The sequence below is a fragment of the Streptomyces sp. NPDC020742 genome (assembly GCF_040641675.1).
In the GTDB taxonomy this organism is placed as follows: domain Bacteria; phylum Actinomycetota; class Actinomycetes; order Streptomycetales; family Streptomycetaceae; genus Streptomyces.
In genome coordinates, this window is sequence record NZ_JBFAEA010000045.1 from 1 (window position 1) to 18,432 (window position 18,432).

The window sequence follows — 18,432 nt, forward strand, 5'->3', positions numbered from 1 at the left end:
CAGCGCGGGCTGATACGAGCCTAGCCCGTCCAGACAAGTGACGAGCCGCAATGCCAGCCGTGAGCCGTGAGCCGTGAGCCGTGAGCCGTGGGCTGTGAGCCGTGGGCCGTGGGCTGGCTAGCGCGCAGTCATGGATGACACACCGATGCCGAGCCACTGCGCCACACGATCCACGAACTAGTCTCCCCGGCTGGGGCGGTGATCGAGAGAGCAGCGCGCAGGGGCCCCCTTGTCCGCGACCTGACGGCGAAGTGCGTCAAGGACAAACGCGGCCGCGGGGCCTGGCCGACGGACATCGACAAGGGGTCATGGTCGGGCTTGTGGTCGGGCCGACCATAGCAACAGAGGGGCCCGGTTCCTCCTTGTATGCCCGGTTTGCCCCTTCTGGCGGGGGAGAGTTCTCCGTCCTTTGTCCACAGGGGCGCGGCTGGAGCATCAGGTCAGTCCCGTGATGGGCACGGAGGCCAGCCTGTTGAGGAGATCCGAATGCCGCACCTGGAGCGGCCCCGCACACCGCTACCTCCCGAAGAGGTGGAGCTCGCCTTCGAGTACCTCATGGCGATGCAGGCCAGCAGCGAGCACGCCCTTGCCGCCGCCCTCGTCGACCGCACGAAGGCCTTTCCGGCGCCGTCCTACCTCTTGTTGCGGCTGCTCGAGCGACGGCGCCGAGACGCTGGACCGCCCGTACACCGTCCAGCCCAACCTGAACGAGGTTCCGGTGGTGGAGGCGAGCATCCTCCAACTCCCTGGCAGTGACGCCCCGTTGCTGTTCTCGGGCCCGTCCGCCCCCACCGCCCGCCAGTCCATGGCGGTGTGGCGCAGCACGGAGGAGCGACCTTCACGAAAGCGCTGACGCTGCCTCAGCAGCGCGTGGCCTACTCCGACCTGGTGCTGCTCGGCCGGCACGCGGTCGGGATCCTGTACGAGACGGGGGTGACGGGGACGTACGAGACGATCGAGTTCCGCCGGGTGCTGCTAGGGGAGCTGGACCGCACCTGACCGACACCCGAAGTGGGAACCGATACAGGTAGTTGAAGCAGATACGGTAAGAATCTTCCGTTTGCTGGCATCTACTCCCGGTGTGACCATGTTGTGGGGAGCGTGAGCACGCTGTGGGGGGCCGGGGCAGGGAGCACCCATGGCCGACGCATCGCACAACAGTCAGGACACAGCCTTCGTCGACACCGTAGTCGTCGGCTCGGGCTTCGGCGGGGCGGTCACCGCGTACCGCCTCGCCGAGGCCGGCTGGTCGGTGGTGGTGCTGGAGAGAGGCAAGCCGTATCCGCCGGGCGGCTTCCCCCGCAGCCCCGCCGACATGGCCCGCAACTTCTGGGATCCGACCAATGGCCTGCACGGAATGTTCGACATATGGTCCTTCCGCGGTCTGGAAGGCGTTGTCTCCAGCGGCCTGGGCGGCGGATCCCTCATCTATGCCAACGTTCTGCTGCGCAAGGACGAACGGTGGTTCGTGAACGAGTCGCCGCTGCCCGGCGGCGGTTACGAGAACTGGCCGGTCGGCCGCGCCGACCTCGACCCGCACTACGACCGGGTGGAGCACATGCTCGGCGCCACGACCTACCCGTACCAGGACACCCCGAAGACACTCGCCCTGCACCAGGCGGCCCACCGGCTCGACCTGCCGGTATTCCGGCCGCCGCTCGCCGTCTCCTTCGCACCCCGGCCCGGTGCACCGCCCGTGCCAGGCGCGCAGATCACCGAACCGGACTACGGCAATCTGCACGGCCTGCCCCGCAGCACCTGCCGACTGTGCGGTGAGTGCGACATCGGCTGCAACTACGGCGCCAAGAACACCCTCGACCACACGTACCTGTCGGCCGCCCGGCACCACGGCGCCGACATTCGCACCCGCTGCGAGGTGCGAGGCTTCACGCCCCGTCCCGGCGGCGGCTACGACGTCTCGTACGTCGTGCACGACCCGGCCCGGGAAGGCCGCCGCACGGCCACCGACCGGCTGCCCCTGCACCGCATTGGCTGCCGCCGCCTGGTGCTGGCGGCTGGCACCTTCGGCTCGACCTATTTGCTGCTGCGCAACCGGGCGGCACTGCCCGGCCTCAGCAGCGCGCTGGGCACCCGGTTCTGCGGCAACGGCGACCTGCTCGGGCTGGTCCTGCGCGCCACGGCCGGCGCCGACGGGAGCCGTCCCTTGAGGCTGGACGGCAGCAGGGGACCGGTCATCACGAGCGCCGTGCGCGGCGGCGACGCACTCGACGAGGACGGCTCGTCGGGCCGCGGCTTCTACATCGAAGACGCCGGCTACCCGGACTTCGTGACGTGGCTCGCCGAGTCCTCCCGACTGCCGAGCGGCGCCCGCCGCCTCCTCGCGTTCGGACTGCACCGGCTGCTGGCCCGGCTCGGGGTGGATCCGGCGAGCCGCGTCGGCGGGCAGCTGGCGCTGTTGCTCGGGCCCGCCGTTTTCTCCGCGACCTCCGTGCCTCTGCTGGGCATGGGACGGGACGTGCCGGACGGCCGGATGCGGCTGCGCCGCGGCTATCTCGACGTCGAGTGGACGACGCTCACCTCACGCGCGTACTTCGAGCGGGTCCGCTCGACCATGCGGGACATCGCGGGGGCGCTGGGCGGCAACTTCCTCGACAACCCGCTGTGGTGGTGGGGCAACCGCGTTATCACCGTGCACCCGCTTGGCGGCGCCCCCATGGGCCGTCATCCCGGGGAGGGCGTGTGCGACGACATCGGCGAGGTCTTCGGGTTCCCGGGCCTACATGTACTGGACGGGGCGCTGCTGCCGGGCGCGGTGGGCGCGAACCCCTCCCTGACGATCGCCGCCGTCGCGGACCGGGCCTGTGACCGGATCCTGGAAGGGAAAACGGCGTCGCGTACGGCCAGTCGGGCGTCGGCGGGACATACGGCGCACGAGGGGCCGACGGCCGACGGGACCGCGCCGCGCACACCGACCGAAGCCGCCCCACCGGGCTCCGCCCACACCCCGCCCGTCGAGCCACCGACCAGCCTCAGCTTCACCGAAGAGATGAACGGCCATATCGCCCTCGACGTCGACGACCCCGAGCAGGGCCGTGCGCTCGGACGCTCGCTCGGGCAGCGGCTGAACTTCCGGCTCACCATCACCGCCGCCGACGTAGACCGCTTCGTCGCCGAACCGACGCACGCGGCGGACGCCGTCGGCCACGTCGACTGCGACGTCCTCGGCGGACGGCTGGAGGTGGAGCACGGCTGGTTCAACCTCTTCACCCAGGACGGCGACGCAGACCGACGGCGCATGCTGTACCGGCTCCACCTGCGCACCCAGGAGGGCACCCCGCTCACCCTCACCGGCCACAAGGACGTCCACGACGACCCCGGCGCCGACGTCTGGCCAGACACCTCCACCCTCTACATCCGCCTGCTCGCCGGGCACATCTACCCCGACGACGACGCCACCGCGCCCGTCATAGGTGCCGGGATCGTCATCATCCGGATCGGTGACTTCCTCCAGCAGCTGACCACCTTCCGCACCACCGGCCCACACCCGGCGCGGGCTATGGAGCTCTTCGGCAAGTTGTTCCTGGGCGAACTGTGGGCCGTCTACGGCGGACGCCTGGCGCGCGCCGTACCCGCGAAGGACAGGCCATGAACCTCAAGCTCAAGCAGCTGCGCGCCCACGCCAAGGAGCTCGGCTTCACCCCGTGCGAGCCGGTGCGCTGGCTGGACCCGGCCTCCCTCGTACGGACCGGCTTCAAGGTCGCAATAGCCGACGTGTTCGCCGCGTACGCGGACAAGCGGGAGATCCAGGGAACGCTCAGGGCCGAGCCCCTACGGGCCCCGCTCGACGACCCGGACGCGCGCGAGATGTGGATCGACTACGTCGCCGACCTCGGTGACGGTTTCGACGCCACCGCGTCGGTGGCCTGGGCCCTCGCCGCCCCCGAACTCACTGTCCGCCGTGAGCGGCTGCCGCGCGGCTCGCTGCTCGTGCTCGGCGGCGACGAGGCCTACCCGGTGGCCTCGATGGCGCTCTACCGCGACAGCATGACCGGCCCCTACGCCTCGGCCCTGCCGGGCACCGAGGGCCCTCCGCCGCTGATGCTAGCGTTGCCGGGCAACCACGACTGGTACGACGGCCTCACCGCGTTCCTACGCACCTTCGCCCTGCGCCAGCCCGTCGGCGGCTGGCAGACTCGGCAGACCCGCAGCTACTTCGCCGCACGACTGCCGCGCAAGTGGTGGCTGGTCGGCCTCGACAGCCAGCTCGGCGCGTACCTGGACGCCCCCCAGCTGCGCTACTTCCAGAACCACCTGTCGGCCCGGCTGCGACCGGGCGACGGAGTGATCGTCTGCTGCGCCGAACCCACCTGGGTCAAGTGTGCCGATGACGCCGACGCCTTCGACACGCTGCACTGGTTCGACCGCACCGTGGTCCGCACCCGCACCGACCCGCGCACCGGCGAGCGGGTGCCCACCGGCGCGTCGATCCGGCTGTGGCTGACCGGCGACAAACACCACTACGCCCGCTACGCCGAGCACCTGCCCACGGATCCGCCCGAGCGCGAAGACCTCCCCCCGGATCCCCGGCGTCGGCAGATGGTGACGTGCGGTCTCGGCGGCGCCTACCTGGCGTCGACCCACACCCTGCCCCGCAGCCTGTCGCTGCCGCCGTCGGCGACCCGGATGCAGGAGAAGGACGACCCCGCGGTGACCTTCACTCGCGCCGATGAGAGCACGTACCCCGAGGTCCGGGAGTCCCGTCGGCTCGCCCGCCGGATCGCGGTGCCGTGGTCCCCGTACTGGCTTCTGTGGCGCAATCCCGGCTTCGCGGGGCTCACCGCGGCCGTGCACACCGCCGCCTTCGTCGTCCTCGGCTTCCTGCTCGCGGTGACACAGGACCGGCTCCAGCCCGTCGACGCCGTACGGTACGGGAGCGCCGGGGACCTGGGCTTGTTCACCGCGGTGGCCGGCGGGGTCGGGGTGGTGCTGTGGGGTCTCCTGCGCCGGATCTGGCGCCCGCGCCCGGCCAGACCCCGGGCCGCCGACGCCGTACTCCTTCAGGCCGTGGTGGCGTTGGGAGCGCTCGCCGTCGCCGTCGCGCTGCCGTTCCCAGCGCACTGGCCCGGCTGGGGGGTGCTGCTGGTCTGTCTCGCGGCGGCCGCAGTACTGGGCGCGGTGGGCGGCTCGCAAGCCTTCGCGCTGTGGGTGCTGTCGGCACGCGGCGGCACGGTCGCCGACTGGCAGATGTCGGGGCAGGCCGTCGAAGACCACAAGGGCTTCCTGCGCCTGCATATCGCGCCGGACGGCGACCTCACCCTGCACCCCCTGGTGCTCGACCGCGTTTGCCACCGGTGGGACCTCACGGACGCGCCGGGCGGCCGGAAGCGAGTGGTGCCCGCCGCGCCCCTCACCGTGCGGCTGGTCGAGGACCCCGTCGTGATCGCCCGGGAGGCGAACCGCCATGACCGCACGCCCCGAACCGAGCCCGCGCGGCCGCCCCGGAAGCACCGGGCGCCGGACCGGGACCGGTTCCGTCCGGCGCACGCCCACGCGCCCCACGACCCGCCGTGACCACGCCACCGAGGTGCGGCCCTTCACCGCCCGCGACGGCCGGCCGCTGACCGTCGTCCATGTGCAGGGCCGGCATCCGCCGACCCGTGGCCCGGTGCTCGTCGTGCACGGGGCGGGCGTACGAGCCGAACTCTTCCGGCCGCCGCTGCCCAGGACCTTCGTCGACGCCCTCATCGACGACGGCTGGGACGTGTGGCTGCTCAACTGGCGGGCCTCCATCGACCTGGACCCGATGCCATGGACCCTCGACCAGGCTGCCGCGCACGACCATCCGGCCGCCGTCGAGCACGTCCTTGCCGCCACCGGCGCGGACCAACTCAAGGCGGTCGTGCACTGTCAGGGCTCCACGTCGTTCGTGATGGCCGCCGCGGCCGGGCTGCTGCCCCAGGTGGACACCGTGGTCAGCAACGCGGTCTCGTTGCATCCCGTCGTGCCCGCCGTGTCCCGGTTCAAGATCAGCAAGGTGGCGCCGGTCGTCGGTCGCGTCCTGCCGCACATCTCGCCGGCCTGGGGAGACCAGCCCGAAGGCCTCGCCGCCCGCTGCGTCGCCGGCTTCGTCCGCGCCACCCACCGGGAGTGCCGCAACGGGGTCTGCCGCATGGTCAGCTTCACTTACGGCTCCGGACGGCCGGCCCTGTGGTCCCACGCAAACCTCGACGAGGCCACCCACGACTGGATCCGCGGCGAGTTCGCCGACGTCCCCATGACCTTCTTCGCGCAGATGGACGCCTGTGTACGGGCCGGCCATCTCGTGGCCACCGGCGAGGTCGAGGGACTGCCTCCGTCCTTCACCGACCGGCCACCACAGACCGACGCCCGGTTCGCGCTGTTCGCCGGCGAAGACAACCGCTGCTTCCTCGCCGAGAGCCAGCGCCGCACCTTCGACTTCCTGCACCGCCACCGCCCCGGCCGCGACAGCCTGCACATCCTGCCCGGCTACGGCCATCTCGACGTCTTCCTGGGCCGCCGCGCGGCGGCCGACACCTATCCGCTGATCCTGGAGGAGCTGGCGCGATGAATCCCGCACTGGCCCTGGCTCGGCTGGTTCTGTCCGCGCGGCCGTCACCGGTCCCGCGCCGGCAGCGACGACTTGCCGGACGGCACGCTCTCGTCGACGGCATCCCGTTCGTGCTGCCGGTGAACTCCGCCGACACCCCTGCTCTGATGGCCGCCTTCCCCGCCGACCGGGCGGCGGCGGCCCGTCTGCTGCCCGGCGGCGAACTGCACCCGCTGGCGCTCCCCGGCGGCCGCGGTCTGCGTCGTCGACTACGCCCGCACCGACATCGGCCGCTACATCGAGTTCTCCGTGGCCATCGCCTGCACCCACGGCTCCCGGCCCGCGCCGCCGCTGCTGCCCGGACTGCTGCGCGGCAGCTTCGGCACCGGCCAGTACGTCGTGGACCTTCCGGTGAGCAGCGAGGTCTCGGTCAAGGGCGGCAAGGGCATCTGGGGCATGCCGAAACACCGGGCCAGCCTCGACTTCCGGGTGAGCGACCGGGCCGTCTCGAGCCAGTACGAGGACGATGGCCGGCTCGGCATGCTCATCGAGATCGAGCGCCCGCCCGCGACGCGGCTGCCGCTGCGGGTGGCTGCGGTCAACTACTGCGCTTTCCGGGGCATGCTGATGAAATCGTCCATCTACTTCGAAAGCGCCGCCGACATTGCCGTGGGCAGGTGGGCCCAGGCCCGTCTCGTCCTCGGCGACGCCCCCGGGGTCGCCGCACTGCACGGCCTCGGGATCGCCGAACAGCCGCTGTTCACCTGCTTCCTGCCGTCGACCCGGGGCATCCTCGACGACCACTTCGAGAGCTGGTTCCTCACGAGTGAGGAGGCCGGGCGGACGTTCGGCGAACCACTCCAGAGCGTCGTCGACCTGGGCCTGTCGGAGGAGTGGCCCGCACCACCGCGGTTCGACGTGGGAGCCCGGCCATGAATACCCTGCTGATGGTGAACGCGCTGTACTTCCTCTTCGGCGCGACGATGTACATGGGCACCATGTGCTGCGTTTCTTCCTGTATCCCACCTGGCGCGCGCTGACCCCGGAGAACGTCGACGTGCACTTCGGCGTGCCCACGATGCTGGCGACCCGGTTCTTCACGGTCGTCGTACCGCTGATGTTTATCTCCGGCATCGTGCTGGTGTGGAGCGAGTGGGGCAGCTGGTACGTCGTGCTGGCGGCCGTCTGCGTGGTCGGTATCACGCTGCTCACCTGGGTCGGGCAGGGGATCATCATCCCGATCAACAAGCGGATCCGGGGCGGCCAGTTCGACGGCCAGGCCGGGCTCAGCACGCTGCTGGTGCGATGGATGCGGCTCAACGACATCCGGTTCGTCGGTGCCACGGTTACCCGGGCGGCGACCCCTCTCGTGACCCCGCTCCCGGCCCGGCTGACCGGTGACCCGCTCCGGCTGGTCCTCCTGGCCAGCGCCGCGGTGACGGTGGTGACAGGGTGTGCCAGCTGGTGGCCCCCGGCCCCGTGCTGGAACTGCTCTCCACTGACACGGTCGGCTCCTCGTCCCTGAGCCGGCATCTCTTCGCGACTGTCGGGATGTTCATGGTCGTCGTCGGTGGCCTGCTCGCCCAGCAGCTACTGTCCCCGCGGGCGCCGTCCTTTCTGCTGCTGTGGGTGGCGCTGCAGAAGTTCGGCGCGTTCGCCCTGGTGACGGCAGGGGTGGCGCGGGACCTGTTCACTGGCCTGACGCTGCTCGTGGCGCTGTTCGACCTGGCCACGGCGGGGCTGTGCTGGCTGCTGTGGCGCCGGTCGCCCCGCCCGACCGAGTCCCCCGTCGCCGCGAACGCCGGTACGGCAGGGCACGAGACCCGGTGAGGCGGTGATCGGCGATGAGAGGGTCCAGGCCCCTATGTGGGAGAGGCCCTGCGCCGCGGCGCCGACGAGGTCTGGCTGGTCTGGTGCATCGGAAACACGCCGTACTGGGGTGACGGGCCGCTGGAACAGTACGTCCACATGATCGAGATGTCTGCGAACGGGGCGCTGTTCGCCGAACTGGTCGCCGCGTCCCGGCCGTTCGCCCTGCACGTGGTCAAACCGGCGTACCCGCTGCCACTGGACCCCGAGTTCTTCGCGGGACGCGTCACCGCGGACACCCTGATGGAGATGGGCTACCGGGATGCCTAGCACTACCTTGACTGCGCCGATCCGGCGGGCGTGCCGAAGGACTCCGGCTGTACGGCGATGCGGGTTCCCCGCGCGGAGTGCGGTACCGGGAGCGCCTGCATGGCGAATTCGACGGCGCCGACCTCGTGCTGGAGGTCGCCGTCGACCTGCCGCTGCCCGACGACGACGCCCCGTCACCCGGAGCCCGGCTGGTCGGACACATCGACCACGAACCATGGGGCAGCCGGATGCTGCTGGCCGACGGCCGCGTGGAGGCGGACGGCAGCTCGCTCATCTACACGGCCCGGGTGCACCTGGCGGGTCGGTGGCACGAGGTTCGGGCTCGCCGCGCACCGGCCGACGCGACGGTGCCGGCCCTGTGGACCCAGACCCGGCCCGTGCCCTTCCGGATCGCCGACGGCAAGGACGTCACACTCGAACTGGGCCTGCGCGACGCGGCACAAGCACTGGCCTCCGTGGCTCACTTCGGCACGCACGGCATCCGCGACCGCGCCGACACCGAACTGGCCGGCACCCGACTGGGCAAAGCGGTGACGGCCGTGCCGGGCAGGCCCCAAGGCCGCTGACGACGACGCCGTACGGCCCCTCCGGGAAGGGAAGTCCCGGTGAGTTGCGGGAAGGCCCGGTCATTTTCCGCGATGGCTGTTCAGCGACCGCTTCCCCATCCGCTCCCAAAACAGCCTCAGTTCGGCGAGGTCCGAGCCCGCTGCCAGCGCGCCTCGGGTGGCACGAGGGATCGCCACCGCGACCGCGACAGCAGGGTCAACTGAGCCCGACAGAAGGCCTCGGACAGCTCCGGGCGGTAGCCGTCCAGCCGCTAGGGAGGATAGGGACACAGCTCGAAGGCACAGTCGTCGCGGCAGTTGGAGCCGGCGTGGGCGGCGGCCGTACGCACCAGGGATTGGCCCGGGGCGAGCGGGCGGCGGTCCTTGGTCAGGCACGGCGGCAGCTCCGGCCGGGCGGTGCGGAGCAGCCGCAGCCGGTCCTTGGGCCAGTCCCAACGACGGAGCTGGGCTCAGGGCAACGGCAATGCGTACACCTGGTACGCCACGGCGGCTCCGTCCTCGGTGCGCCGGTCGCAGGTGCCGGTGAGCGTGAAGCCGGTCTTCGTCAGGACGCGGCCGGAGGCCGGGTTGGCGGGGTGGTGCATGGCCTCGAGGCGGTCCAGGCCGGCGGTGGTGAAGGCGAAGTCGACGGTGTGCTGGGCGGCTTCGGTGGCGTAGCCGTTGCCCCAGGTGTCCTCGCGGAGGATGTAGCTGAGGGTGCCCATGGACGGGGTTCGTCGGCGCAGCGCGATCCGGCCAATCAGCTCGCCTTCGACGGTGATGCCCCATGTCCACTGCTGGCGGGGCATCTCGGCCGCCCGCGCGAGGGCCGCACGGATCTTGTCCTGCGCCTCGCCGAGAGTGAGTGCCCGGCCGGTCGTGTAGCGGACCGAGGCGCCGCTGTAGATGCGCTGGAGGGCCGGGGCGTCATCGGGGGTCATGTCTCGCAGGGTCACCATGGGTCAGCGTGCTCCTCGGCGGTAGGCCGACGCGGCCGGGCTCGAGGGCGGCCGACCGTGGCGCGGACGAGGACGTACGGGGTGACGCAGAACGCGAGGAGGCTGCAGGTGACGAGAGCGGTGAGGAACAGCCAGTAGTTGAAGCCATGGCCTGTGGACTGGTCGGCTAGGTAGACATACGTCAGGGCGATGAGGATGCCGGTGAGAGCGAGACCCGCCGCCCACCCCAGGCAGCTCATGCCCTGTCGCAGCCCGATGAACGCCCAGAAGAAGGCGGGACCTGCCATCACCGCGAGCGCGGTAATGGGTGGAGCGACAACATCGTGGGTGGTGACGTAGGCGGTCAGTCGCGGGTAGCAGACATACCCCCCAAAAGCTGGTGTAGGCGACGGCAATGCCTAACGCCGCCGTTGAGATCACGCGAGCGGCGGTGCGGTTCGTTGTCTCGTCGGTCACCTGGGACTCCTTCGAGAAGAACGGCACGTACACGGCTTGGGCTTTGCCCGGTATAGCCGACGGCGCAGCTCAGGTGAGCGATGTCCGGTAGATCCGCCCGAAAGGGGCAGCGCGCCCAGAAGAAGTGGCGGGTGCGGGGTCGCCGGTGTGACATCGCTTTCCGGGAGACCCAGCCCCACGGGCGGTCTGTGCCGTCGCTTCCCACACCGGCCACCCTGTCCCCGCGTCGACCACTGTGCCGCTGTCGTGCCCGCCCAAGGAGGTCGGCCGCTGCGCGACCTGCCAGCAGCCCTGCCATCGGTACGGCCACGGCCGCAACCCCTTGTGCTCGGCGTCCGCGCCATGCTCGAAGCCGGACGGACCAAGGCAATGGCCGCCACGTAGACATCAGCGAAGCCAGAGATGGAGAAGCCCCGACGACCACTAGAACCCAAGCGAGGGCTGCGGTTGCCGGGGCTTCTTGCGCCTGAGCCACGGGGGAGCTGCAGGGGGTCAGGGGGATGGGGCGGCGGGCGGCTCGGCCGTGGTCTCCAGCCGGGCGAGGCGTTCGTAGAGGCCGCGTACGAGGCGGGCTCTGTTCTTGCAGCAGGCGACGGTGCCCTGTGCCGGCATCGACAGACGGCGGTCGGCCTCCGCGAGCACCACGTCGACGAGGGCGCGCGGCTGGCTGTCCTTGGGCAGGTCGATGGCGCGGCGCCGTACGTCGGTGGCGACGGTCCTGGCGTGGCCTGTGAGTTGGAAGGCGATCTGGGCGAGGTCGTTTTCGCTCAGGTCGGCCGTGTCCGTCCAGGCGAGGACGGCCTTGGTGAGCGAGAGGTGTGGTTCGCGGTCCAGGGGGAGGTCTTCGTCCGGGAGGTCTTTGGGGTCGTACAGCACGTGATGGCTCATGACGGCGGCTCCTCCGGCTCCGGCGGTGGTGTCACTCCAGACAACTCTTGCGGGCCGGGTGAGGTCAGGTCCGGTTGAGGGCAGTTACGTACCGGGAGTCGGACGGTTTTACCTACGGAGACTGTGCGCCGGGACTACCGTCGCAACCACACCACGCCCACGCCCGGGGCCGGATGGACCAGTAGAGGAACGCCGTCCTTCAGGGCCTGCTGCGCGGGTTCGGGTTCACGCACGAGAGCCTGGCCGCCGAGGTCAACCAGGTCAGTGACCGGATCTACGGGCGTCCGGGACAGTGCACCGACCGGGAGGTACGCCGGTGGATCTCCGGCGCGGTGCGATGGCCGACCGGGCACTACCTTCTCCCCCTGACCGAGATCTTTGCCCGCCCGCCCGAGCTATTGGGATTCGTACCGCGCGGCACGTCGAGCCGTCTGCCCGTCCCGCCGCGGCCGCCGGCCGGCGGGCAGGAGGAGGTGCCCGTGAAACGCCACGCATTCCTGATCGCGTCCACCGCCACCAGCGTCGCCCTCGCGAGCCGGTCCAAGGGGCCGACGGTGACCCGAGCGAGGACGACGGTGGTGAACTGCCAGCCTGCCGAGCACACGAAGACCGGCCTCCCGGGAGCCGTACAGCTCCTCGCCGTCCTTCCTTGGCCGCGGCCTTCCGCAGGAATACGAATCAAGGCTAGCCTTCATGCCTGCGCTGTTACGCGGAGAGGAAGAGGGGCCAAGCGAGCGGCAATGATCATTTTAGAGCCCGGAGAAGAATTTGAACACTACCATTCTGGTGCTAGCACATCGACTCTGAAAGAGGGGACAGCAGACATAAGGCAAGCAGGCCGTCAGCAAACACTCATTATTGGCGAGACCATCACCACGCCTGCGATGACGAGCCACACTCTCATAAATACTGGAACAGCGGTAACAGCAATAAACTGTGGCAATCATGCACCCCACCTACCCCATTAAGGACAGTGGCCACAAGGTTGCCAGAAGGTGGGCTGCCGTGTGGCAGTTCTGGCTTTTGGTGATCTTCACGGCGACTCTCCTCATATAGGAGATCATTCACGTCGCGCACGGAAGCCGGCCTAACGCAGGTTACCTATCCAGGGTGGGGTCGATCGGAGTGGGGACCGCCGTCAGCTTCTTTGTCGGTGCGCTGACACTGCTAGTGGTTAGAAACCAATTCGCGCTTGGATTGCGACCTTTCCTTAGCTACAGCAGCAAGTGGGTTAAGTCCCGCAGCGAATCAATCTGTCTATCTCACAAAGGCCTCCAGTGGCGTATGGGCGGTAGATGTGAAGAAATCCGGGTCAGACATAGGGGTTATCCGGACAGTGAGTATCGCCGTGACATGCGAAGGCTCCCCCGAATTCTCAGGAGATTACGAAGAGGTTGTCAACTACCTGCAGAGTCGCGGACTGCAACTTAATAGGGAGTATGCAATCAGCAAGCTTTCACCTGGCGGCGTCTTTGCAAAGGATGGCGAGGTTAGAATATTCGAGCTGACTCGCGGCGCAAGCACTAAATTCGATGCACTTACTGTGAGTGTAGAATTCGAAGGCGCCCTCAAAGACACTTACTCGAAGATGATTTACTGCATCCCGCCGCAAGGACTGCCACCCTTGCCGCAGCGACAATCCTGAGACGCAAGAATAATTGCGCTTCGGGGCCACGTTAGATTCGCGGGAGTGGGGCCAGGGTCGGTCAGTCCAGGTCGGTGGTGGAGGCGGCGCGGGGCCGGTTGCGTGCCCAGCGCTTGAGGTCGCCGACGCGGCAGAGGAGTTCGGCGCGCGTTTGTCGTCCGAGTCGGGGAAGGCCGGGTCGTTGGCGCGGGCGGTGCGCGGCGCGCCGAGGGTGATGTCCGGCAGGTGATGTTCGTGGGCCTCGCGCAGTCCTATCGCCTGGTCGTCGGCCGGTGCCGGGTTCACCGGCGACGTCTCCGCCGCGGCGGTGTCCGCCGGGGCGGCGGCCGGGGATGCGGCCGGGGATGCGGTGATGTTCCAGGCGTCGGCGAAGACGTCGCCGGGGTCGGTGGCTGGATCGACTCGGGCACGTCCGGTGTGGCGCTCCAAGCCCAGGCGCCCGTCAGGGATTCGGAGGACGGGTGCATTCCCGTGGTGGTGGTCGGGCCGGTGGTGGCCCATTCGCGGGCTTCGGCGTCGGTGAAGAAGAGCACCTGGGGCTCGCGGGGGGGGTGCCGCCGATTACGACCTTGGCGCGCCGCTGGTGCTTGGTGGACTTCGGGGCGGGGTGGATCTCCGGGGCGAGCATGCGCCAGGCGTTCAGGCTGTAGCGGGCGAGGATGCGGGTGGCGAACTGCTCGCGGACTTCGGGGCCTCCGAGGGCGCGGGCGGTGGCGGACTGGGCGACCAGGGAGCACGTGCATGCGGACCTGGCGGCCCATGAACAGGACCTCCATCAGCGCGTCGACGGCCGGGGAGGCCATCGAGTGCCAGGGGCGATCGGATCCACAGTTCCGTGGCCTTCCACTACGAACTCACCTGGGCCCAGACCACGCCGGTCACGCGCCGGTGCATCCGCTCGGCCATGCGGCCACGAGCCCGGCCCGGAACCCGCCGCCCCACCCTCAACTCACTAACACCAACCACTGACGAGCGAGGGGAAGGAGGAGGGTTGTCGAAGTGCCGCGCAGCCCTTGACCCCGGCCTCTGACCTGCGACTTCGGCCCCGCACACCGGGGAGGACGGCGTAGGGGGTTGTGGGGGGGAACCGCAGGACGCGCAGCAGGAGGTACGCCCGGCAGGTAGTCCTTGGTGCCCTTCAACACCAGGCTTACCAGCGGGCGGAATGCGGGCGGGTGCTCAGAGCGGTACGTGGCGGCCGCTCCCTCTGCCTCCAGGCCCGCGGCTGCGCCCTCTGGGAATCGCGGTCCTGTCGGCGCTGTTGCATCGACCGAGGGACCGGCGTTGCACGGTGGGAACAAGGTCATCCGCCCGCCAGGGTCCGGGCCCCGGGATCGCGGTACGCCCGCCGCGCACTCAGACCAGGATGTATTTCCGCAGGAGGACTTGTTCATGACTGACCGGCCGTTGACGCTCATGGCGGTGCACGCCCACCCCGACGACGAGGCCACCGGAACCGGAGGGGTCCTGGCGCGGTACGCGGCGGAGGGTATCCGCACGGTTCTCGTGACGTGTACCGACGGCGGTTGCGGTGACGGACCAGGGGGTGCCAAGCCGGGCGACCCCGGGCACGATCCGGCGACCGTCGCCTTGATGCGCCGTCAAGAACTGGAGGCGAGCTGTGAAGCCCTGAAGATCAGCGATCTGGAAATGCTGGACTACCCCGACTCCGGGATGATGGGCTGGCCGAGCAACGACGCCCCTGGATCCTTCTGGCAGACCCCCGTGGAGGAAGGCGCTGCCCGACTCGCGGAACTCATGCGGCACTATCGGCCCGATGTGGTCGTCACCTATGACGAGAACGGCTTCTACGGCCACCCCGACCACATCCAGGCCCACCGCATCACGATGGCAGCGCTGGAGATGACCGCGCTGACACCGAAGGTGTACTGGACGACGATGCCCCGCTCGATGATGCAGCGGTTCGGGGAGATCGTGCGCGAGTTCCATGAGGACATGCCGGAGCCGGATCCTGCTGAGGCCGCCGCGATGGCCGAGATCGGCCTCCCCGACGATGAGATCACCACGTGGGTGGACACCACCGCATTCAGCGGTCAGAAGTTCGACGCCCTGGCCGCACACGCCAGTCAGGGCGAGAACATCTTCTTTCTCAAGATGGGCAAGGAGAGGTTCGGCGAGTTGATGGGCATGGAGACCTTCGTACGTGTCCAGGACCCCACCGGCGGGGCCGTACCCGAGAACGATCTCTTCGCCGGACTGCGCTGATCCGACCGTCCGACCAGGGCTTGGGAAAGGTCATCAGCCGCACAGCACTTTGAGCGCTTCACACGCCCGGAGGCTTGTCCACGTGGCTTGCGCTCCGGCAGCCCGCGATCGCCTGGCACCGTACAGGTGGAGAGCTGCGGGCTGCCCGCGCGGACATGCGTCGTCGTCAACGCCCCGGCCGCATCGAGCTCCAGCAGCCGCGCCACCAGCACCGGCCTGGACACCCCATCCGCGCCGTGACCTCGTCGGTCAGGTCCTCGCCGACGCACCGACAGGCGCCGCCCAGGCTCTGATGGCGCTGCGCGATGAGCGGGTGGCGCGGGCTCGTGCGGTGGCGGCCTCCGTGGTGGCTCTGCACCGGTAGCCGCACCGGATGCGCGTGCGGTCGTTGGAGTGGCATCGGGTGCGCTCAGTGGCCGGCCTCCCGGCCACGGTGCGGTCCGGGCTGCTGCGGGTGGTGCGCCTGCTGGTCGTTCTGGCGCACCGGGTGCGCTCCATCGGCATCGTCCTGTTCGGCGTAGCGGTCCGCGCGGGCGCGGGAGTCGTCGGCTGCCTTGGTGAACATGTCTGGAGGAGGCGCAGCCGCTCGGCTGTGAGATCGAGGGCCTCCACGTCCGTACGGGATTGCCTCAAGGCCTGCAGCGCCATCAGGTCGACCGCCTCTGGAGGTTCGGCCTCCGGCTCCTGGTGGCCGTGCTCGGATTCGGCGGCCGCGGGCGCGAGCAGCTGCTCGGGCATTGCCGCCTGCTGGTGCGCGACGACGTCGTACGCCCGGCCCCGCGCGGCGATGGTGGTGCGCAGTTTCTCGCGGGCCGCCGCGCCGGCGAGGACGGCCCGCTCGTGCTGCAACGGGACGCGGGAGTATCTCCCACTCCCCGGCTCCAGCTCCGGGGCTGGGGCGCGGCCGGTGCGCCCGGGTCGGCCGGGGCCGCCGATCGGGGAGCAGTCCCACTCGGCGACCACGGTGCCGGCGGCGCGGTAGTGGGCGATGGCCTCCTGGTCGACGTTCCCGTCGGCGTCGTGAACCAGATCTCCGGCAGCGGTCCGTACGCCTCTTCGTAGGCGGTGCCCAGGAGATCAGGCCGTGGCCGCCTGTGGCGGCGTGGCCGATCGGCCGGCCGGCGGTCGCCTGACACAGGGCCGCGTAGGCGGGGGTGTCGAGCAGTTTGTGCCAGGCCGCGTCCACGGCCGGGGCGTCTACACGAGCTCGACCTCGGTGTACGGGTACGCGCTGGAGCCGGGCGACATGCCCTGCCTCCTGCCCTGATTGGCACCGCCGCATGACTCCGGGGTTACCTACGCTGGCACGCCGGCACAGTGGTGCGCCCGACCACGAGGCCGCCCACCTCATGGCGCACGGCCCTGAGCAGGTGGCAGTGATAGTGGGACGGCGTCGTACGGCACCGAATCCGCAGCGCCGCCGCACCCGGCCGGATGCTCCAGAGCCTGGGTCGTCAACCACGCCCCACCGGCAAGCGGTACCTCAAGGCCGGGTACGCGCCCGCGACGATCAATCACACGCTGACCGTGGTCGGCAGCTTCTATCTGGCCGGCAGGTGACCGGCAGCGAAAACGAGCGCATTGGACGCTTGGCCGGGCCTGCGGAGCCGCTTCAGGCTGTCACCAGGGGTAGCAGAGTCCGTTGCACTTTTCCCTCCATGCGAACCCGCAACCACTATTGGTCGTGACGCAGCTAGCTCCGCTGTAGCAGAAATCACCGCTCGAGCAGGAGTCGATAATGCTTCCAGCGTGGCAGTAACACCTCGGCGCTGCCGCGCCGTAGTCCCGTGATCGCTCCCGCGGGGGGCCGAGCACCCCAACGACCGTGTACGCCTCTTCTTGACCGAAGGCGGCGATCACCGACTCCTGAAGTTCGTTGATCTCGTGCCGCACCGACGGCCGGGCGGCCTGCTCTGAGTCGAATGTTGAGTCGTCGGAGAAGCGCTCCTGGAGGCGATCGAGGACGATCTGCTGCTCCTGAGTCAGGTTGGGGTGAGCCGCCCGGTACTGGTCCAGGTGCTCGCGCCACAGCTTTCCTCGGGTCGCTGGAGGTAACGCCCGGTAGATCTCCCTCCGATATTCGAGCGAGTAGGTCGTGATGGACCGGTAGCTCTGCGGCAAATTATGCCGATTCGCCGTCACCCACGCCTCGGCGGCGGTCTGCCGCTCTTGCGCGAACGCGGGCGTCTTCCCGGTCAGCAGTAGGCCCCCAGCCACGGCTGCACCAGCACTAATCCGCAGGAAAGACTTCCGGCCGAGCACCTTTGGCTCGGTCCGCTGCTGCACTACAGGCTCGGTAGCCTGCTGTCGCAACTGCCCTAAAGCACCGAGCACCCGTAGAGACGCCCGTAGGCCCAGGCGCCGCGCTAACGGTAGGGCCATTCGCGCCGCTGTCCACGCGCGTACCTCCTCGCCGCCCGCTCGGATCAGCGTGGGCGCGAAGGGGGCGTTGGAGCCCAACGCCTTCGCACGCCACCGATCTACTTCCGGATGGGCCAGCGGCAGTACTTCGAGCCTCCCGTCACACGCTTCACTCACCACGTCGGAGATCTCTCGGCACGTCCCGCATGAGGCATCGAAGGCGAGCACCCATCGCTCTCTCCCGAAGTCGGGCTTGTCGGAACTCATCACACGCATTCCCCTCTTTCATGCGTAGACCGAGTGACACATCAAATGTCAGTATCGACACCTGGTGTGTGCAGTTTTGAGCTGATTCACTACACCCGGCAAGCCTCTTTCTTGCCGATGTCCACCTCGATCCAGAGACGAACCCCTCCTGCTCGCTGCACACCGGCGAGCTCCCGCTCTGAAGGATCGACTCTGCTCGCTGCACACCGGCGAGCTCCGCCTCTGAAGGATCGACGCTCCAGGTCCTCCCCCAGCCGACCCGCGTACCGGACGCGGAGCCCAGCGAGCCGAGCCGTGGACGACGCACCACGGGGCACGAACCCCATGCCCTTCGAGAACCGGTCGAAGACCTCGCCAGCATCCTCCGCCACCAGATCAGCGATGCCGATATCGACCGCCTGATTCTCACCCGCCCGT

19 protein-coding genes and 2 pseudogenes are annotated in these 18,432 nt (G+C 69.4%); 14 read left to right on the forward strand and 7 right to left on the reverse strand.

The window, feature by feature from the left end:
- Positions 1–516: 516 nt before the first annotated feature.
- Positions 517–735, reverse strand: coding sequence for a hypothetical protein (locus AB0G84_RS35440; RefSeq protein WP_361330662.1), 219 nt, complete (start codon positions 733–735; stop codon positions 517–519).
- Between AB0G84_RS35440 and AB0G84_RS35445 the strand changes: the two are divergent.
- The 4 genes and pseudogenes from AB0G84_RS35445 to AB0G84_RS35460 form a co-directional block, all read left to right on the forward strand.
- Positions 653–999 (forward strand): annotated as a pseudogene (locus AB0G84_RS35445) (sialidase family protein); the annotation flags it as partial. The gene AB0G84_RS35440 and the pseudogene AB0G84_RS35445 sit on opposite strands and share 83 nt — an antisense overlap.
- 139 nt (positions 1,000–1,138) lie before the next feature.
- On the forward strand, positions 1,139–3,610 hold the full coding sequence (locus AB0G84_RS35450) for an FAD-dependent oxidoreductase (RefSeq protein WP_361330572.1): 2,472 nt from the start codon (positions 1,139–1,141) through the stop codon (positions 3,608–3,610).
- Positions 3,607–5,532 (forward strand): hypothetical protein, encoded by a 1,926-nt coding sequence (locus tag AB0G84_RS35455; RefSeq protein WP_361330575.1) that lies wholly within the window; start codon positions 3,607–3,609, stop codon positions 5,530–5,532. The genes AB0G84_RS35450 and AB0G84_RS35455 overlap by 4 nt, the downstream gene beginning before the upstream one ends.
- Before the next feature lie 13 nt (positions 5,533–5,545).
- Positions 5,546–6,550: an alpha/beta fold hydrolase gene (locus AB0G84_RS35460; RefSeq protein WP_361330578.1), complete on the forward strand. Its 1,005-nt coding sequence runs from the start codon at positions 5,546–5,548 to the stop codon at positions 6,548–6,550.
- A gap of 44 nt (positions 6,551–6,594) precedes the next feature.
- Here the strand turns inward: AB0G84_RS35460 and AB0G84_RS35465 are convergent, their stop codons facing one another.
- Positions 6,595–6,759 carry a hypothetical protein gene (locus AB0G84_RS35465; protein ID WP_361330581.1) on the reverse strand — a complete coding sequence of 55 codons (165 nt, stop codon included), beginning with the start codon at positions 6,757–6,759 and terminating at the stop codon, positions 6,595–6,597.
- Positions 6,760–6,781: 22 nt separating this feature from the next.
- Here AB0G84_RS35465 and AB0G84_RS35470 point away from each other — a divergent pair.
- The 5 genes and pseudogenes from AB0G84_RS35470 to AB0G84_RS35490 form a co-directional block, all read left to right on the forward strand.
- Positions 6,782–7,465, forward strand: a pseudogene (locus AB0G84_RS35470) (acetoacetate decarboxylase family protein); the annotation flags it as partial.
- 64 nt (positions 7,466–7,529) lie between these two features.
- On the forward strand, positions 7,530–8,054 hold the full coding sequence (locus tag AB0G84_RS35475) for a hypothetical protein (RefSeq protein WP_361330584.1): 525 nt from the start codon (positions 7,530–7,532) through the stop codon (positions 8,052–8,054).
- Positions 8,055–8,080: 26 nt separating this feature from the next.
- Positions 8,081–8,359, forward strand: a complete 279-nt coding sequence (locus AB0G84_RS35480) for a hypothetical protein (protein ID WP_361330587.1) — start codon at positions 8,081–8,083, stop codon at positions 8,357–8,359.
- Positions 8,360–8,395: 36 nt separating this feature from the next.
- Positions 8,396–8,668 (forward strand): hypothetical protein, encoded by a 273-nt coding sequence (locus tag AB0G84_RS35485; protein ID WP_361330590.1) that lies wholly within the window; start codon positions 8,396–8,398, stop codon positions 8,666–8,668.
- A gap of 77 nt (positions 8,669–8,745) precedes the next feature.
- The gene (locus AB0G84_RS35490; protein WP_361330593.1) at positions 8,746–9,234 is read left to right on the forward strand and encodes a hypothetical protein; all 489 of its coding nucleotides are present in this window, start codon (positions 8,746–8,748) and stop codon (positions 9,232–9,234) included.
- A 449-nt stretch (positions 9,235–9,683) separates the two neighbouring features.
- On the opposite strand, the gene AB0G84_RS35495 is transcribed toward AB0G84_RS35490, so the two are convergent.
- The 3 genes from AB0G84_RS35495 to AB0G84_RS35505 all read right to left on the reverse strand — a co-directional run bounded on the left by AB0G84_RS35495 (position 9,684) and on the right by AB0G84_RS35505 (position 11,516).
- Positions 9,684–10,172: a GNAT family N-acetyltransferase gene (locus AB0G84_RS35495; protein WP_361330596.1), complete on the reverse strand. Its 489-nt coding sequence runs from the start codon at positions 10,170–10,172 to the stop codon at positions 9,684–9,686.
- On the reverse strand, positions 10,166–10,459 hold the full coding sequence (locus AB0G84_RS35500; protein ID WP_361330599.1) for a hypothetical protein: 294 nt from the start codon (positions 10,457–10,459) through the stop codon (positions 10,166–10,168). Before AB0G84_RS35500 ends, AB0G84_RS35495 begins: the two co-directional genes overlap by 7 nt.
- 661 nt (positions 10,460–11,120) lie before the next feature.
- Positions 11,121–11,516, reverse strand: coding sequence for a DUF6415 family natural product biosynthesis protein (locus AB0G84_RS35505; protein WP_361330602.1), 396 nt, complete (start codon positions 11,514–11,516; stop codon positions 11,121–11,123).
- Between the two features lie 740 nt (positions 11,517–12,256).
- Between AB0G84_RS35505 and AB0G84_RS35510 the strand changes: the two genes are divergently transcribed.
- The 3 genes from AB0G84_RS35510 (at position 12,257) to AB0G84_RS35520 (ending at position 15,387) form a co-directional block, all read left to right on the forward strand.
- On the forward strand, positions 12,257–12,484 hold the full coding sequence (locus AB0G84_RS35510) for a cupin domain-containing protein (protein ID WP_361330605.1): 228 nt from the start codon (positions 12,257–12,259) through the stop codon (positions 12,482–12,484).
- Positions 12,485–12,852: 368 nt separating this feature from the next.
- Positions 12,853–13,161 carry a hypothetical protein gene (locus tag AB0G84_RS35515; RefSeq protein WP_361330608.1) on the forward strand — a complete coding sequence of 103 codons (309 nt, stop codon included), beginning with the start codon at positions 12,853–12,855 and terminating at the stop codon, positions 13,159–13,161.
- Between the two features lie 1,392 nt (positions 13,162–14,553).
- Positions 14,554–15,387, forward strand: coding sequence for a PIG-L family deacetylase (locus AB0G84_RS35520; protein ID WP_361330611.1), 834 nt, complete (start codon positions 14,554–14,556; stop codon positions 15,385–15,387).
- A 409-nt stretch (positions 15,388–15,796) separates the two neighbouring features.
- Here the strand turns inward: AB0G84_RS35520 and AB0G84_RS35525 are convergent, their stop codons facing one another.
- Entirely contained in the window at positions 15,797–15,952 is a 156-nt protein-coding gene (locus AB0G84_RS35525) for a hypothetical protein (protein WP_361330614.1), read from the reverse strand.
- 59 nt (positions 15,953–16,011) lie between these two features.
- On the opposite strand from AB0G84_RS35525, the gene AB0G84_RS35530 reads away from it, so the two are divergent.
- Together AB0G84_RS35530 and AB0G84_RS35535 are read left to right on the forward strand one after the other, a co-directional pair.
- Complete coding sequence (locus tag AB0G84_RS35530; protein ID WP_361330617.1) at positions 16,012–16,449, forward strand: hypothetical protein; 438 nt, start codon at positions 16,012–16,014, stop codon at positions 16,447–16,449.
- A 372-nt stretch (positions 16,450–16,821) separates the two neighbouring features.
- Positions 16,822–16,947: a hypothetical protein gene (locus tag AB0G84_RS35535; RefSeq protein WP_361330620.1), complete on the forward strand. Its 126-nt coding sequence runs from the start codon at positions 16,822–16,824 to the stop codon at positions 16,945–16,947.
- Positions 16,948–17,007: 60 nt separating this feature from the next.
- Here the strand turns inward: AB0G84_RS35535 and AB0G84_RS35540 are convergent, their stop codons facing one another.
- Positions 17,008–17,673: a bacteriocin fulvocin C-related protein gene (locus tag AB0G84_RS35540; protein WP_361330623.1), complete on the reverse strand. Its 666-nt coding sequence runs from the start codon at positions 17,671–17,673 to the stop codon at positions 17,008–17,010.
- Between the last annotated feature and the right edge of the window lie 759 nt (positions 17,674–18,432).

Coding starts and splice junctions, on each gene's coding strand:
- AB0G84_RS35440 (WP_361330662.1), bottom strand. CDS start 735: ATGCTCGCCTCCACCACCGGAACCTCGTTCAGGTTGGGCTGGACGGTG.
- AB0G84_RS35450 (WP_361330572.1), top strand. CDS start 1,139: ATGGCCGACGCATCGCACAACAGTCAGGACACAGCCTTCGTCGACACC.
- AB0G84_RS35455 (WP_361330575.1), top strand. CDS start 3,607: ATGAACCTCAAGCTCAAGCAGCTGCGCGCCCACGCCAAGGAGCTCGGC.
- AB0G84_RS35480 (WP_361330587.1), top strand. CDS start 8,081: ATGTTCATGGTCGTCGTCGGTGGCCTGCTCGCCCAGCAGCTACTGTCC.
- AB0G84_RS35495 (WP_361330596.1), bottom strand. CDS start 10,172: ATGGTGACCCTGCGAGACATGACCCCCGATGACGCCCCGGCCCTCCAG.
- AB0G84_RS35500 (WP_361330599.1), bottom strand. CDS start 10,459: ATGGCAGGTCCCGCCTTCTTCTGGGCGTTCATCGGGCTGCGACAGGGC.
- AB0G84_RS35505 (WP_361330602.1), bottom strand. CDS start 11,516: ATGAGCCATCACGTGCTGTACGACCCCAAAGACCTCCCGGACGAAGAC.
- AB0G84_RS35510 (WP_361330605.1), top strand. CDS start 12,257: ATGATCATTTTAGAGCCCGGAGAAGAATTTGAACACTACCATTCTGGT.
- AB0G84_RS35520 (WP_361330611.1), top strand. CDS start 14,554: ATGACTGACCGGCCGTTGACGCTCATGGCGGTGCACGCCCACCCCGAC.
- AB0G84_RS35525 (WP_361330614.1), bottom strand. CDS start 15,952: ATGTTCACCAAGGCAGCCGACGACTCCCGCGCCCGCGCGGACCGCTAC.
- AB0G84_RS35535 (WP_361330620.1), top strand. CDS start 16,822: ATGCTCCAGAGCCTGGGTCGTCAACCACGCCCCACCGGCAAGCGGTAC.